Source organism: Paenibacillus sp. CF095, from assembly GCF_900101225.1.
Classification (GTDB): domain Bacteria; phylum Bacillota; class Bacilli; order Paenibacillales; family Paenibacillaceae; genus Paenibacillus.
The window spans coordinates 365,354-381,119 of the sequence record NZ_FMZN01000003.1 but is presented as its reverse complement, the minus strand read 5'-3'; the positions used below and the strand labels follow the sequence as shown (position 1 = coordinate 381,119).

General features: G+C 37.6%; 13 protein-coding genes. 1 reads left to right on the top strand and 12 read right to left on the bottom strand.

All coding sequences use genetic code 11. The annotated features are described in order from the left end of the window. Nucleotides 1-160: 160 nt before the first annotated feature. The 7 genes from BLS69_RS23745 to BLS69_RS23710 form a co-directional block, all read right to left on the bottom strand. A complete protein-coding gene (locus BLS69_RS23745) occupies nt 161-547 on the bottom strand; it encodes a hypothetical protein (RefSeq protein ID WP_091037154.1) in 387 nt (128 codons plus the stop codon). Between the two features lie 255 nt (nt 548-802). Then, on the bottom strand, nt 803-1,315 hold the full coding sequence (locus BLS69_RS23740; RefSeq protein WP_091037152.1) for a hypothetical protein: 513 nt from the start codon (nt 1,313-1,315) through the stop codon (nt 803-805). A 45-nt stretch (nt 1,316-1,360) separates the two neighbouring features. Then, nucleotides 1,361-1,894, bottom strand: a complete 534-nt coding sequence (locus tag BLS69_RS23735) for a hypothetical protein (protein WP_091037147.1) — start codon at nt 1,892-1,894, stop codon at nt 1,361-1,363. 489 nt (nt 1,895-2,383) lie between these two features. Next, complete coding sequence (locus tag BLS69_RS33000) at nt 2,384-2,602, bottom strand: AbrB/MazE/SpoVT family DNA-binding domain-containing protein (RefSeq protein WP_091037142.1); 219 nt, start codon at nt 2,600-2,602, stop codon at nt 2,384-2,386. A 216-nt stretch (nt 2,603-2,818) separates the two neighbouring features. After that, nucleotides 2,819-3,460 carry a flagellar brake protein gene (locus BLS69_RS23720; RefSeq protein WP_091037139.1) on the bottom strand — a complete coding sequence of 214 codons (642 nt, stop codon included), beginning with the start codon at nt 3,458-3,460 and terminating at the stop codon, nt 2,819-2,821. A gap of 135 nt (nt 3,461-3,595) precedes the next feature. Continuing rightward, nucleotides 3,596-4,894, bottom strand: coding sequence for a sensor histidine kinase (locus tag BLS69_RS23715; RefSeq protein ID WP_091037137.1), 1,299 nt, complete (start codon nt 4,892-4,894; stop codon nt 3,596-3,598). Between the two features lie 530 nt (nt 4,895-5,424). Next, a complete protein-coding gene (locus BLS69_RS23710) occupies nt 5,425-6,438 on the bottom strand; it encodes a G5 domain-containing protein (RefSeq protein WP_091037134.1) in 1,014 nt (337 codons plus the stop codon). A 324-nt stretch (nt 6,439-6,762) separates the two neighbouring features. On the opposite strand from BLS69_RS23710, the gene BLS69_RS23705 reads away from it, so the two are divergent. Next, nucleotides 6,763-7,188: a hypothetical protein gene (locus BLS69_RS23705; protein WP_091037132.1), complete on the top strand. Its 426-nt coding sequence runs from the start codon at nt 6,763-6,765 to the stop codon at nt 7,186-7,188. Between the two features lie 147 nt (nt 7,189-7,335). Here BLS69_RS23705 and BLS69_RS23700 read toward each other — a convergent pair whose 3' ends face one another. The 5 genes from BLS69_RS23700 to BLS69_RS23680 all read right to left on the bottom strand — a co-directional run bounded on the left by BLS69_RS23700 (nt 7,336) and on the right by BLS69_RS23680 (nt 15,699). Further along, nucleotides 7,336-8,292, bottom strand: coding sequence for a tyrosine-type recombinase/integrase (locus BLS69_RS23700; RefSeq protein WP_091037129.1), 957 nt, complete (start codon nt 8,290-8,292; stop codon nt 7,336-7,338). A 1,630-nt stretch (nt 8,293-9,922) separates the two neighbouring features. Next, a complete protein-coding gene (locus BLS69_RS23695; RefSeq protein ID WP_091037126.1) occupies nt 9,923-10,618 on the bottom strand; it encodes an MBL fold metallo-hydrolase in 696 nt (231 codons plus the stop codon). Between the two features lie 425 nt (nt 10,619-11,043). Beyond that, nucleotides 11,044-12,177 carry an ACP S-malonyltransferase gene (gene fabD, locus BLS69_RS23690; RefSeq protein ID WP_091037124.1) on the bottom strand — a complete coding sequence of 378 codons (1,134 nt, stop codon included), beginning with the start codon at nt 12,175-12,177 and terminating at the stop codon, nt 11,044-11,046. 52 nt (nt 12,178-12,229) lie between these two features. Continuing rightward, nucleotides 12,230-13,237, bottom strand: a complete 1,008-nt coding sequence (locus BLS69_RS23685) for a serine hydrolase domain-containing protein (RefSeq protein ID WP_091037122.1) — start codon at nt 13,235-13,237, stop codon at nt 12,230-12,232. A gap of 17 nt (nt 13,238-13,254) precedes the next feature. Next, nucleotides 13,255-15,699, bottom strand: coding sequence for an excinuclease ABC subunit UvrA (locus BLS69_RS23680; protein ID WP_091037120.1), 2,445 nt, complete (start codon nt 15,697-15,699; stop codon nt 13,255-13,257). Nucleotides 15,700-15,766: the final 67 nt, after the last annotated feature.

The following is a 15,766-nucleotide window of genomic DNA, read 5'->3' as shown; positions in this document are numbered from 1 at the left end:
GCACCTCAATAAGGCCATGTGGTCCTATTGAGGTACTTCCTCTTCCCGGGTATTCAATTACTTTAGATTATACATCAGCTTGTACATAAAACCAAGTGAATATTGAATGAATTGGTGTCTAATCAAACTTTTAAGAATCTAAATGAACTCAAGAGAGATCTTAGGGGATGCTCTCTATTAGTTTAATACCCACAATATCATTGTTTAGGTCACGTACTACAAGGCTTTTATAGGTTGCTTCAAAGTTTATAAGAGTTTCTTTATCGAGAATATCACTAGTAGTTCTTTTGAAATTTGAATCCATTAGGACTTGTTTTCCTCCAAAAACATAATTTTTTCCGTCTTTCACAACAACTATAGGTACCACCTCTGTATAACGGTCCAATACTCTATTCACTTGTTTACCTGATAATATTGTTTCATCGTAAGCAATGAAGGAATTCTCGGTTAAATCATGCAAAGTAGGTAAGACACTTGTTGACTGATTACATCCATTAGCAATAAATAAAACCACGAATAATGAAATGCTGCGGATGATTTTCCTCACGATCCATTTCACTCCTTATAAATAGAAAAAGTACCTCATGCAACAGCCTAAGCAGTTGTAGGAGGTACTTCCTCATATCTTTATTCAGTTATTTTTATTATATCCTTTGAGCATCTAACGTGTAAACAAACAATAATGCTCTTAGGCAAGTACAAGTGGATTTAGATGTAGCATGCAGGAAGCTCATTTTGTAAATACATCAAATAAATACTCATTAACATCTAAAAGGTTCTTTGATCAGAGCCTGTAAGACATTCACGCGCTCTGTAGTTTCTTTATTTCAATATGATCGGCTTGTAATCTTAAAAAGGATGGGGTATCAACTTCTTCCCCCCAGTTATAATTATTTGGCAAAAAGATCTTCTCACTATGTATTTCTATATAATAATCCTCCAGTTGATGAACGTTAATACGCTCATTAAGAAGAGCAGTTGAAACCCTAACATCAATGAATCTTGCAACTTCTAACCCCAATTCCTTACATAATTTGATCCAAGATTTATTAACTTGCGATTTTATTTTAGCCTCAGCCGGTTTGGAGTTTTTTTTAAATTGCTCTATCCACTCGGGCCTATACTTTTTTAGGTGTTCCCTTTCTAGTGTTAAAACTTCTACATTCATATATAGTCCAAATTCCTCCTTAACATCCCAACCTAAAAAACTACTAATTTCATCGTTATATTTAAACCACTTTTCATGATATGTAAACTGATGATGGATAACACTCCATTGTTCTGTTCCTTTGTTTACTTTAAGATAATGAGCCATTCTCTTCTCCCCCTACTAATAAATTTAATAATTTCGATAGATGCTTTACTTTGCCAACCTTAACTGTAAAGCGTTCGATATAGCTATTTTCCACTTTGTCGAACCTTGTCCCAGGTATTTAATTATGGTTTCTGCACAAGGATAACCTTGATTGTTTTGCGCGAAAGTTGTGTAATCACTTCTTGAGAGAAAACTACCATATTGTTCAGAGGCTTTCCGAACAGCCTCAATACATTTACCATGAAAATATGACTTTACTGGATTTTTAATAGGTAGTGTGACTAGATTTGAATTCGGATAAGAATGTTCAATATGACCTACAATCGATTCTGGTGGATAAGAAATTGATATTTCGGTGTCTTTAACAACTAATTTAAGAATTGTATTTTTCAGATTCAACTTTCCATCAATATAATCTGTTACAACCGTAGTACGATCATAACCAAGGAGTTCATTAATTATCTGGGCAATTTTATGTATCGCGTCCCTTTTATTCATCTTTCCGTTTGTTTGATTATCTAACAAAGATAATGTTTTCCCTGTTTCAAGCAGATTGATTACTACATCCAACGTATTCATGACTAACCCCCTGTACTAATTTAAAACGCAAAAAAAGGAAGCAATCTCACACTTAGTAATGACTAAGTGCGAGGTGCTTCCTCGCTTCTCTTATTTAATTAGTTCCATTATATTCCCTGAGATACAATCTGTCTATAGAATTCCCATAAAGGCATTACCCAATCTGTTTTAAGAGGGTTCTCAGACTTTGATTCTATGTTCCTACTAGGAGTTCTGTGATAATCTATGTAATAACTAATCATACTGCATTGTCGCTATTCAGTTTGATTGCAACCGAATACTCTCTTTGTTATAAACTCGTTTTCTGACTTTTTTTCATTTGAGAAACTCTAGATCGAGAAATGCCTAATATTTCAGCAATTTGATATTGCTTAATCTCAGGATCTAGTTCAATTAACTTTTTCATTTTAATCAGATTAGAGGTTCTGCTTGTCTTATCAAGTAGTTCTTCAGTTTTCTCTAACGCTGTAGAGTTAGCTTTCACCATCTTTAGGCATTGATAACACACAATTTTTCCTTTAAAATCAATAGCTTCGAGCCTGTGTTCTTACAACAAAGTATACAATTTGATTGAGGAATTATAAGAATCAACTTATCCACTTCTGTTTTAATGATGAGTTCACTACCGCAATAAATATGTCTCCTATCTCGAAGTTCTTTAGGGATAGATAATCTACCTTCTACTTCAATTTTTCGAACAAAACTCATCGCTCACGTCCTTTCAACCTTTCTTTAGATATTACATTATATCACAATAATTTCCTATAACAATCAAGAAACATGCACCCCATCACTACATTTTATCTCATTGATTTTGATGGGGTGCTGGATTATTCATAAATATTCTTAATTCAACATGCTTACGTCATTAGAAATTAGCATCATAAATCATTAATGCAGTTAATATTAGACCGACTATTCATGCTAAAGTCTACGCTGCAATTGAACTCTCATACAATATTTTATTATAATGTCTCGATGTGATTCCCGTATATCTGTAAATTCTAATGCAATTTGAAGACCACTTTCAATTAAATTCTGATACACGAATCTCCCTCTAAAGGGAATTTCATGAGTGGAATCTCTTGTTTCGATAAATAATAATCCGTTGAGCCCTTCCGAATTGTATTCAAACAAATGTCCATCTTTTATAAATGAAAGCCCACCTCCACTTATATCCTTCGTGATATAACTTTTCATCGGATGATCACTTATTCCAACATCAAGTTTAAAACTCACGGTTGCAGGTACCCGAAAAAATTCTCTCTTTTGTACCGTTAATATGGAAACGTCCTCTGGAATGGAAAGCTGTAGCTCTACTGGTTCACCTCTAGATTGGGAAAGAACACAAGTCTTGAATTGAAATTTTTCTCCTGATCCTCCTGCAAAATATATGTAAACCTCCTTCTTTACGAGTTTAGGTATCGATATCCGATGTTTAACCACAATGGAGCCAATTCGAAATGTCTCTGAATCAATAGCTTTGATTTGTGCAACCAACATATTACCTTGTTTGTCTTCAAGCTCCACGTATTGATCAACAAATAATGCATCAAGAGCAATCATTATTGTTTGTCATCCCTCCTAAGTAGTTTAAAACGCAAAAAAAGCACGGCAGTCCTTGAGGACATGCGCGTGCTTCGCGTTAGATGTATTCATTTCTGATTCATTTTATCATAATCGGAAGAGACGGTAAACCTCTTAGAGAGAACAGATCTCTTTTGATTTTATAGGTATCGAAATAGTAAATGTGTTTCCATTGACTCTTGAATCAACAGTTATGCGGCCATGATATCGTTTAATGATCCTCTGAACTATATATAAACCCAATCCAGAATGATGTCCTTTATCTTTTTTGGTACTAAATCCTTTTTCGAAGAGTTTATCAATTAAATTTTCAGGAATTGGAGGACCACTACTGAATACTTTGAATAACAATCGATCATCTTCTAAGTAACCAGTCAGCTCTACTTTTCTTTCTTGCTCAGGTAGTGCTTTTACAGTGTCAAAGGCGTTATCAATCAGGTTACTTATTATTTTTACAAGATCAGTACTCTTTAAAAATTCGAGTTGCATGCTGCTAATCTCATAACTAAATGCAATTTTATGGTTTGAAGCATATGTTAATTTAGCTTGTATCAAACCTGCTAGTGCTGGAGAATTAATATTGATGATATCATTAATAATTGTTACTTCTCCAATCATCTCATCTGTAAACTTTCTAAGTTCCTCATATTGCTCAGTAGCTATTAGTGATTGAATAGTGGACATATGATTATTAAAGTCATGTCGTTGTTCCTTAACCGTAGTGAAGAGAAGATCCATGTTACTAAAAAATGCTGCCTCTTCAGATTGTAGCCCCATAATTATGTTACTTGTGTAATTTCTCGATATAATTCCTAGTACAATCAATACGAGTAGAGTAGAAATTCCAATCAGCAACTGCATTTTAAGAAGAAATGAGACCATGTAATTATTAATTTTGCTCATGTCCGATACTATACTAATGATCACCGGATACCCAAGATGGAAATAGAAGTAAGCTTTTAGAATGGGTTTACGGTCTATTTCAGTTTCAAAGGTGAATTCTTTTTTACCCTCATATGCCCTTCTCACGTAATCATAATCTTCTTCAATCTCATACTGGTAAGTACCGAAAAGGATTCCTTGATCATAATTCTCTGTATCACCAATTTTCTGATGTTTCCTCTGTTGTTTAAGAAAGATGGATGGATCAAACACCGTTACCTCTCGTAATGAAGTTGACATTACATTCTGTTCAATTAAATTCTCTAATGACCTCCCCCCCCTATGTGATAATTGAATAGAGATGCTAATGTTTAATGCTTCAGCTTTCATTTTTTCAACTTGCTCGTAAATTAGCGCTTCTCGAGTAGAGTTATAGTATGTCTGATTTAATAGACCTAAAATAGTAAGTAGTAAAATAGCAATTATAAGAATGATTTTCACTTGTTTCGTTTTGAACAGAAAAGCCTTCATGTTGTTCCTCCAGCTTGATTAAGTATACTTCTCTATCCTTATCGACACTATCCTCCATTATTTATTCAAGGATACTGAAAGATATGTACTAAAGTGATATTTTAAATTTAAATAACACTTCTAAATTAGGCCTACTAGTTGCTTTCTATACTGATTAAAAGGCAACAGCGTAATCCCTATCTATCTAATACGTAAAGACACTACCTTGACGCTTCTTAATTGACCAATTAATTTATTGCTCATCTGTTTTTCTTGTAATCGAACAATTTAATTATTACATGACTAAAACTCTCCACTATACAAGTACTAGACTCCTTAGTATTTTTTATAATAGACGCTTTTCTCTCAGACCTACTATCAAAGTATCAAATTCAATTTGAATAGATTTAAAAGCAAATTCGAATAAAAAAAGCACGCACCGCCCTTAAAGGACGATGAGTGCTTCGCATTTGTACGTTCTAAATTAATTTGACAGGGGCAAAAAAATGTTAAATTAAGGTTTAATTAATATGTAATTCCTAATAACTGAGTTATTTTGGTTTGTTCGGGCCAATTACGTACACCATTTTGTTCTTTTGTCGACCAAAAAGTATCGCACTGTCGAGATCTTCAATAAATACGTCAATGATATTACCTTTTACCGCACTACCTGTATCCTCCGCTTTTCGATAGCCTACACCTTCAATGTACACCCACCAACCCATTGGTATTACACTTGGATCAACTGCAATTGTTCGACCTTCTTCCACTGTAGCTCCTGAAGCTGTAATACCATACTGTGGATGCCCTCGATCCTTACCAGTAGACTCAACACCTGCTGTAAATGCAGTTAATTCAACCTCTTCCAAAATAAATTTATATTCTACCGGTCTTTCCTCAATCGTGGTGATTTTTTTCTTGTTTTCTACGAGAACTATTGAACTCTCTTGTGGTTGATTGATATTATCATCTTCTGTAGCAGCTATATTTTCAATTACATCAGTATGGTTATACTCTACTTTAGGTTCAGGAACCCTTGTCCCTACAGCAATAACCTCTGGCGTGTAGGGATGGACCACTCTTCGTGAACGTTCGTGTTCTAACGATACTTGACCATTTTCTAACACTGTAGATCGACTAACTATCTCTTTCCCTGGTATCCCTTGTTGTATTACTTTTTCCTCACCGATAAACAGATCAGGATCATTATATTTTACTATTGTGTACGGGATCTCTTCTTCATATTCTTTTTCAGATTTCGCAAGCCGCGTAACTCTAATTTGTGTATTAGAGGTCAACTTTACCGTCGCAGCAGGCTCTACAATGTCTTGAGTACCTAATTTAATATTTAGCTGTGTCAATACTTCTCCAACTGTTTCAGCATGCGTATCCACTGTAGTATTGTGGTTGTCAGACATTACGACAACACGATATTTGGGTAGCTGCAAGCTCCCAATACTCTGTTGCTTTTCTGTCTGGAGAATATACACCAAAGATGAGCCAGATAAGATAGGAACTGAAATTGCCAACGCTATTAGCCATTTTTTTGTTCTACGGTAATACATAAAGTCACTCCTTCAATAAAATAAAAAAAGCACCAAACCGCTTTTTAGAGCAGTCTGGTGCTTCCAGATTCAAGATATTTGATTAATCTTAGTATAAAGTACAACCATCAGTCAGACAAGCCTAAATACTCTTTGAGCATCTGAGTTTAATATGATAAAATTGAATGAAATAAATACGTTGAAATGTGGAAGCACCACTATAACCTCTAAGGTTTATAGTGGTGCTTTTTTTGTCTTTAGAAAGGGAGGATAAAACAATGGATTAATTCGGACAACGACGGTCCATCTAATTCTAAGAATTCAAAATAAGGAGTGTTGTTCATTATGGATGCCAACTGGCCAATAGCTATAATTTTATGTTTATTAATTGTGTTAAGCTTGATTTCTCTGGTAATTTTAAAAAAAGTAGAACTTCGGATGTATTTTATAGACACTGCCCTTATCACAGTATGTTTGGCCTTCTGTGCCGTAGCATACTTTACAGCAGTTGAAGCATTTTTTATTGGGATAATAGTCTATGTATTTAGATTAACAAATAGTGATAATATTATTAAATTTGTTTTTCTGTTTTCAGGATTAATCATTGGCTATTTTACGGGGAATGACTTTTATACAAACACTTCTATCTTGATCTTAGCCATATTTATAATTATACGTTTGGTGGAGTCTATCGTCGAAATAAGTCTCTATACTCCAGATTCTGAGCCAATTACAGGGCTAGACATGCAGTCTAAGAAGTCAGATGACTAGAAAAAAAAGAATTATAGAGAGGCGTTATCATGCCTCTCACTTTGAACTCACATTAAACTATATTTCATTAATGATATTTCAACTCATATCAATTCGATTTAGATGCGTTCAGTTCGTATCCTTCATTGCTGATGAGTTGTTAATCATCTAAGGATGAGGGGTCTCTTGCAAATAAACACTTGATTGGCCGATAGAATCTAAAGGAACATTCATGGTTGCCATAGCCAGTTTCTTTTGTTCATCGTTAACGTGAGTATAAATCATTGTAGTCTCTATTGATGAATGGCCCATAAGTTCCTTTACGACTCGTATATCAATTCCATTTTTGAGAAGCATCGTAGCAAATGAGTGTCTTAGCTTGTGACAAGATAGTTTCATATCACTTACATTTGGATTACTCTTTTTGAATGCTTCAAATGTTTGATTAACTAGCTTTTGAATCTGTCTGATCGAGAGTCTTCTCCCTTTCTGAGATACAAAGAATGCATCTTCCCTAAGGCTATAAGGCGAAATCCTCTCTTTTTCAACTTCTAGTAGGTAGTCTAGTAAAACGTCTGGAACGGGTATTTCATTCCATTTTCTACCCTTACCAAATACTTCTATTACTCCTTTAGTCTTTTTCAGGTCTTTTAAATTCAACCGGTGAACTTCCCCTACCCGTAATCCGCAGTAAGCCATAAGTAAGAATATAGCTATGTTTCTGTTTCGGTAACGCCCTTCGATAAATTTAAGGCTCTCTGTGAGATCCTCTTCCTCAAGATACACGGGCTTCTTATTTTTTTCCGTTTTGGACTTTTTTACTTCTGCAGCCGGATTCTTAGAAGCAAGCTCAAAATCCATTAATGCCGTATAAAATGTCCTGATAGCGGAAAGAGTTCTGTTCCGTGTTATATCTGCTGCTGCTTGTTTATCATTTAGAAACTCCATAATATGCAATTTCCCTACCTCCTGCGGCAGGGAACCGTTTAATGAGTCTAGAAAGGTCAAACACTCTCTCATATATTCTTTTTGTGTTGAGGCCGTGTATCCGGATTGCTTCAGGTATATTCGAAAAGCTCGAAGCTGCTCACTATACAAATCCTCGAGCTCATAAGGATTACTCATTAACTTTCCCTCCAAACATTAATCTCATAATCACATTCAAAATACATCTATAGAAGTAAATGAATTATAAAATATATAAAAATATCTATTTATATTTATATTTTGCATAAATATAAAACTTATGAAGATTGAAATTCATATACAACTTCCCATCATCAGTAGTAAAATTACCTTTAAACTTAAAGTGCGCAAAATATGGATTTGGCGTACTTTATTATAGCACATACGTTCCTTTAATAGATTATCTCTTTTTTCTTAGAACCTAATTCAAAGATGAATTCCCAACTCTATCTTTATAAAGTATAGCTGGTTCAGGTCTAAAGAGCTTGAAATTTAGAATAAATACGTTTCTCCCCTTTTTTTAGTTTACATAATAATTAATACGGTAAACTTATGTCAAGTATCTTCTTTAACTTACTATTAGAATTGATGGATTTGTTAGTTTTAATTTTCAACTTTTTTGTGATTCAAACTTAATACTTGAATATTAAGTTTAGTATTCATTAACATGTTTAAATTAACAAACATATTACTTAATACTTTAATGAATATATTTATATTTATTGTTTTAAATACTTTTATTGAATTTTGTGAAAATTGATACAAAAAAAGAGGCAGGGAATGTGAGGTATGGAGAAAAAAAATACGTTACGCATTAGATTTACTTCTATGCGAAGGTATAGGTTTAAACGCTTTTGTTATTTTTAATCGGACTGAGATCGGGCACTAGTATCAAGTGAAACGATTCTTTCCTTCTGGTAAAGAAGCAGCAGAGCATGTTATAAGAGAGCCATGTAGAGTTTCTCTATGGATATTTTTGTTGTAAACCATGAACCAGACAAGAGGAAGAAGAAGGACTAATGCGTATAAAATAATTACAGCACGCGAAGTAAAGTAACTTGTTACAAATCCCTATGAGTAGTTTGTATTGACCAAGGGGCTATAAATTTTCAAGAGCACGGGGAAACATTCAGAAGGATCTCTAAAACGAGAGATAAACTTGAGAGTGAAGAACGCGAGACTCGAAGCGCAGATGCACCTGCGCCATGCAGAGAACGAACACTAAAAAAATCCGCTTGATCGAACGGGGGAGGAACAACGAGCAAAAATAACGACTGGTTTGAGATACAGTTAGATCTAAATAATGTTAAAAATCAGAAATAATTGTATTTTTTAGAGTTATTCTGACTTAATGGTGGCATGACAATCCATGCCCCATTTGACAGAGTTATGACTAATCTTCATTTAAACCTTTCTTTTAGAATTTACTCGATCTAACTGCTCAAATTTCAGATTTGCAAAGTGAAAGTCCAGTATCTACGCTTTTTTAAGTTTTTTTTGTGAAATTTAACACCTTTACTTTAAAATCGATAACATTTTGATTAACGTCCAATATAACTAGGTAACCTCTATGCAACGGAGTGTCATTGCTATGTCAGCTTTCTCGATGCAGAGACTGTTTATTCGTCTCTAAATATCGATTGCCGGTACTGCGGTAGTATACTATCCGTTAAGTAAGTTATCAATATTTCACTATCGAGCCCCATACAGTTCGTGCTCCCGTAAGATCTGTGAAGTATTTAATATTTGAAAAGAAATAGTACATTGGATTACCCTTGACCCACACACCTCATCTAAAATCAAATAACCTTTTTTGATTTCCGCGCATTCTGAAGCTTATGAATTTATCTTTCTGATCTAGCTGAAAATAGATATTTTTTTTCATCAACTCACTGATCGTATATCCGGGCGAATGGCCATAGGAATGGCCTGGATATATACGTGTCGAATCCGGAAGCGCAGTCTTAATTAGCTCGATGCTTTCGAACATTTGTTCAGCAGATCCACCTTTAAAATGGCATGTACCGCAGCCTTCAGTAAATATTGTATCCCCGGTGAATAGGCTAGATGGGAGATAGAAACACATCCCTCCTGCCGAATGTCCGGGTGTGTGTAAACAAGTGATTTCCATCTCTCCTATCACAATCCGATCGAGGTGATGAAGACCATGCAGATTATCGCAGTTGAATTGATAGTAATCAATCTCGATCTTTGACATATAAACATTGCATCCATACATCTTTACAAGCGGATCGGCTAAATGAACATGATCATAATGCGAATGGGTCAGTAGAACAGCCCGGAGCCGGACACCTAGCTCCCCAATCCTGTTCACAATTGTATCTAGCTCCCAGGCAGGATCAATAATTACTGATTCTCTGGACACGGGGTCAGTAATAAGGTAGCAATAGTTAATGAATTCTGAAGAGCTGGTACGTAATATATCTATTTGATGGTCATAGTCTTTGGTCGCTAACGTCGTCATCATCCCCAATCAGAGCGATGATTCGCTCTGTATTAAATTATCGTTCATCATCCTCTTCAATCCCCTTGTTAAGTTTAAAACGTATTCAATAACCGAAACCCTAAGGGAATACTGATAAAATAGCCCTAAGAACTAAACTAATCTTATTTAGCTTCAGATTGCCGCTGTCCCTCAGAAGACATTACGATGCGTTTAGAATTGAAACAGCACTTCTTATGTAATACTTACTCGAAGTCATTAAGATATTCCCGACAAAGATCGCTGCGTTTAAACGAATCTCACCTGTAGTCCTTTTCATTAGGATGAATTCCTTAAAAAAAATAGTCCCCTGTAGTCAATTAGACGCCTAATACCTAAAGGGGACACATTTTAAAAATTCATTTCATTCAGACCATTGCTTATTCTAATTCAGTAAAGCGATAGATTTATACCACCCTTATCTCATCCAAAGCAAAATAGCCATTATAACCTTCCACATACACCGCTGCCCTGTGGCCAAATAGCACCTGGGCTTCGGTTCTTGTTATCAATACATCCTCATATCCTTTGCAGGTCACCTTCGTTCCAATTGGATAGACTTGATTCCATTCCGTCGTTTTTTGAAAAGCCGTATCTATTTTTCGTTTGAATTCAGCTTGGCCTTCTGTATCCTCTTCCTTGCGGTCAATAGATTTCGTCACTCTCACTCCGACGGAACCCCTTTGCTGATTGACCGGAGGTTCGACTTTAATTTTTGCGATAATTTTAGTCAGCACACTCCCCGGACCAGTTTCTTCAAACTCCATTCCCCCTTGGCGTATCAAGTACCTAATGCTATCCGTCCATCTGACGGATGAACGCAGCTGTTCAGCCAAATTGGGTACGATCTCGGCAGGATTATAAGGTCTTGCGGTGACATTCGAAATCACAGGAATGGTAAGCTCTGAATAGGAGAACTCTCTCAGGTACTGTTCAAACTCTTCCTTTGCTTCCTGCATGTGACGGGAGTGGAATGCCGCGCTGACATTCAGCGGGATATAATCAGCGCCCTCCCTTTCAAAATAAAGCTTGGCACGATCGATGTCATCTTTGTTTCCTGAGATTACAATTTGCGTCGTTGTATTCAAATTCGCGATATCAATTTCCGTCAATCTGTTGTTTACCAGTACCCCTTTTATTTCACCTTCGGTTAGACCAACCACAGCAGCCATTGCACCACCGGAGGCCTGGCTCATCAATTCCCCTCTTTTTTTCACCAACATTAGGCCAGTTTCGAAATCGAAACCACCCGCTGCCAAAATGGCGTTGTACTCGCCCAAGCTGTGCCCAGCCAGAAAATCTGGCTTAGGGGCTCCATCTCTTAGTTTTTTAAAGTACGTTAGTGCGTTGACTACATATAAGGCAGGCTGCGTATATTGTGTGTAACGAAGTTTTCCTTCGGGATTGTCGAGACAAAGTCTTTTGATAGAATAACCTAGAATTGCATCAGCCTTCGCGACCAAATCAGGGAATGCTTCGAAGAGCCCTTCTCCCATGCCTTTCGCTTGCGAGCCTTGCCCTGGGAATATATAGGTTTTCATATGTGCCTCCTTTTCCTTTGTCATTGATAGCTTCGAATATTTGAAACGGTTCTTAATCAATTAATCCCGGAATGATGTAATCCTCCAGAAGCTCCCAGCGGTCGATAAGCATTTTGTCCATCTTAGAAGCAACGATGACAACCAATTCTTTCTCAGGCATGCAGTAAATATATGTTCCTCCTATTCCTGCTGCTATATATGTGAAAATGCCGTTATCTTCTCGTAACCACCATAAATAGCCATAATCCTCAAGATGTTGTGACAACGACTCTTCTATCCATTTCTCGGAAACAATTTGTTTGTCGCCCCATTTGCCGCGATTCACGTACAAATAACCAAAACGGGCCATTTCTCTTGGAGTTAAGGTCAGTCCCCATCCGCCAATGTTATAATCCTGAGGGTCTTTAATCCATCCGGTAATGTTTTTTCCAAGCACATCTTCTTTCGAAAACGACTTCATTTTCTGATCCGGAATTTCTCGGATGCCGAGCGGACGAAATAAATGTTCATTCGCATATTCGCGAGTCGAGACGCCAGTGCTTCTGGTTAAGATGGCCGACAGCAAGTGTGCGCTAGACAAACTGTACTGAAAATCACCAGCTTTTCCTTTCTGGCCGATCATTTCGAGAATAAACGTCGTCCAATTCTTTTGTCTGCGAATTCGATCCAAAGGGTCGCTCCCCTTCCAGGCATATGGCGCAGTCATCGTGAGAAGATGCTTAATGGTCAACGTACTTTTCAATAAAACACTTGCTTTTCTAGCTACTTCCGGGAAAAAGTCGATAATTTTCTGGTCAACACTTTGGATATGACCTTGATCGATGGCAATTCCGATCAAGGCTGAGATGATTCCTTGCGTAACCGAAGTCACATCATGAGGATCCTCTGGTCCAAATCCGTGAAAATATTTCTCATAAGCAACGCTTCCTTTTCTTACAACGATGACACTATTAATAAACCCAAGCTGAAAGTTCAGACCATTATCTAGTTCTTTCAACTTTTCTGGACTAATGCCGATTGATTCAGTATCTTGTCTTTCCCACTCTATCACTTGACTCATTTCGCTAACCCCCTGTTTTATGAACGAAGCTCCAAATACTTGCCGGTTATCGAATTCGGATTGTTTTTTAACGCTTGAGGCGACCCCTCCGCTATGACGCTTCCTCCGCCAGATCCACCTTCTGGACCTAGTTCAATAATCCAGTCACACGATTCCAGTACCTCATGATTATGTTCAATGACGATAACAGAATTTCCGTTCGCAACTAGTTCGTTCAACAGCTTAATAAGCTGAGCAGTGTCATATAAGCTTAGACCGGTTGTTGGTTCATCCATCACATAGAGGATACTCCCCTTCCTCTTTTTGCCGATTTCTTTTGCGAGCTTGAGTCTTTGCGCCTCTCCTCCGCTCATTGTCGAGGTCGGTTGGCCCAACGTGATATAACCCATACCAATCCGTTCCATGACCTCTAGGGTAGCAACGATCGCCTTATGTTCCTCAAAGAAGGAAACAGCTTCCGACACTTGCAAGTCAAGGACTTCTGAAATCGTTTTGCCTTTGTAGCGAACCTTGAGCGCCTCATCATTGTATCGTTTGCCTTTGCACTCTGTGCACGTCGTATAAATCTTCATCGTTGCGCCAGGAAAAACAGCTTTACGGCCGCTACCACCACACTCTGGGCAAGCGCCATCCGAATTAAAAGAGAAGTGTCCCGCGGACAAGTGGAGCTGCCGCGCTTCCGGTTGCTCGGCAAAAAGCTTGCGGATTTTGTCCCAAATTTTTATGAAGGTGATCGGGTTGGAGTTAATATTTCTTCCTATCGGTGCCTGCGAGACTTCCGCGAATCCTGAAAGGTATTCTACGCCGTCCAGGCTTTCTGCTATCGTTTCGATAAGAGTCGAATCGTCATCGAAGTCGTTAGAGCTATCTTCAATATTTGCTGCACTGTTGCTCTTTGTTTGATCCCGGAAATAGCTTCTTAAAAATGGGACTAGTGTATCTGAAATAAGTGAGCTTTTACCACACCCGGAAACGCCAGCAACCCCTACAATAACTCCGAGCGGAAGCGATACAGTCACATCTTTCAGATTGTTTGTTCTGGCATTCCGGATGGTAAGCCTTGGAGACGTATCATCCTGAAAAATATCAGTTTTCAACCTTCGATCTGGCATCTTGGCTCTACCGGATAGATACTGACCCGTCAACGAATCTTCACATTGCAGTAACCCCTCATAGCTTCCCTCGTAGATGACTTTACCGCCTTCTACCCCCGCTTTGGGTCCGATGTCGATGATATAGTCCGCCATTTCTATTGTACTTTTGTCATGTTCTACAACAATAACGGTGTTGCCCAATTCCTTGAGTGCATAGATCGACTTAAGCAAATCGGCCTTTTCCGATTCATGCAAACCTACCGTCGGCTCATCAAGAATATAAATGAGCGACTCCATCTTAGATTCCAGATGCGAGTTAAGAAATAACCGTTGAATTTCACCACCACTTAATGAAGACATTTCTCTGTAAAGAGACAGATGCCCAAGACGTGCATTAATTAACGAAGATGTCTTACGTAAAATATCCCGAATCAGGTTTATCCCGGACTGCGTAAAGCGTCCTTGTTCCAACACAGAATCGAAAAATGTCTTCACCTCTACCAGAGTCATCTTGCCTATTTCACCGATATGTTTCCCATTTATGAACACTCTACGAGCTTCTTCTCCAATACGGAACCCATCACATTCAGGACAGGCAATTAGTTCGTACAAACCATTCATGTATTCGCCCTTCTTATGACGAATCTGCAATATTCTAGACAAGCAGAAGCTTTGATTGGCACTATTATTATTAAGATAGTGACCATTGATCACTTCATCTTTAATATCTTCTGGCAATTGCGAGTACGGCATATCCATGTTGGATTTGAGATTTCTTTCAAGTACTCTACCGATGCCGGGTGTTACGCCGATCGAATCAAAAATTTCGCGAACCGTAATTCTATCGTTCGGAACCAATTTCTCCATATTGACATGATAGTAAGCACCTCGTCCAGAGCACTTCATGCACATACCGTTGGCGTTGTTGTGTGAGAAGTAACTCATTTCCAGCCGTTCCTCTTCATTCCCGCATTCGCTGCAGGTTAAGCCGTTCTCAATAAGTGCCTCGCACTCGGAACAAGAAATTTGACCTTCGCTCGAATAGAGGAGACCGAGAAGGCCCAGTAGTTGTGTCCTTGAGCCGACTGTTGACCGGGGATTGCTTTGTCGAATAATACTTTGCTGAACAGCGACAGTAGGTCCTATTCCTGAAATACTATCGAACTTTCGTTCGTCTTCAAGTCCCGCGAACATACCAATCGATTGGAGATATTCCCTGCGCCCTTCCTCGAAAATGATATCGAACATAAGACTGGATTTACCTGATCCACTAACGCCTGTCGCAACAATTAACTTGTTTTTTGGAATAGAAATGTCGATTTCCTTAAGATTGTGAACACGCGCTGCCTTGATGTCTATACTTTTCATTTATTCATCTCCATTGCTGTAGAATACTTCCTTTCTTGTATACATTATACTAAAAAAAGAATCAAGC

Bases quoted from the DNA above. Each gene is read 5' to 3' on its own strand.
- BLS69_RS23740 (WP_091037152.1), bottom strand. From the start codon at position 1,315: ATGGCTCATTATCTTAAAGTAAACAAAGGAACAGAACAATGGAGTGTT.
- BLS69_RS23735 (WP_091037147.1), bottom strand. From the start codon at position 1,894: ATGAATACGTTGGATGTAGTAATCAATCTGCTTGAAACAGGGAAAACA.
- BLS69_RS33000 (WP_091037142.1), bottom strand. From the start codon at position 2,602: ATGAGTTTTGTTCGAAAAATTGAAGTAGAAGGTAGATTATCTATCCCT.
- BLS69_RS23720 (WP_091037139.1), bottom strand. From the start codon at position 3,460: ATGATTGCTCTTGATGCATTATTTGTTGATCAATACGTGGAGCTTGAA.
- BLS69_RS23715 (WP_091037137.1), bottom strand. From the start codon at position 4,894: ATGAAGGCTTTTCTGTTCAAAACGAAACAAGTGAAAATCATTCTTATA.
- BLS69_RS23710 (WP_091037134.1), bottom strand. From the start codon at position 6,438: ATGTATTACCGTAGAACAAAAAAATGGCTAATAGCGTTGGCAATTTCA.
- BLS69_RS23705 (WP_091037132.1), top strand. From the start codon at position 6,763: ATGGATGCCAACTGGCCAATAGCTATAATTTTATGTTTATTAATTGTG.
- BLS69_RS23700 (WP_091037129.1), bottom strand. From the start codon at position 8,292: ATGAGTAATCCTTATGAGCTCGAGGATTTGTATAGTGAGCAGCTTCGA.
- BLS69_RS23695 (WP_091037126.1), bottom strand. From the start codon at position 10,618: ATGACGACGTTAGCGACCAAAGACTATGACCATCAAATAGATATATTA.
- fabD (WP_091037124.1), bottom strand. From the start codon at position 12,177: ATGAAAACCTATATATTCCCAGGGCAAGGCTCGCAAGCGAAAGGCATG.
- BLS69_RS23685 (WP_091037122.1), bottom strand. From the start codon at position 13,237: ATGAGTCAAGTGATAGAGTGGGAAAGACAAGATACTGAATCAATCGGC.
- BLS69_RS23680 (WP_091037120.1), bottom strand. From the start codon at position 15,699: ATGAAAAGTATAGACATCAAGGCAGCGCGTGTTCACAATCTTAAGGAA.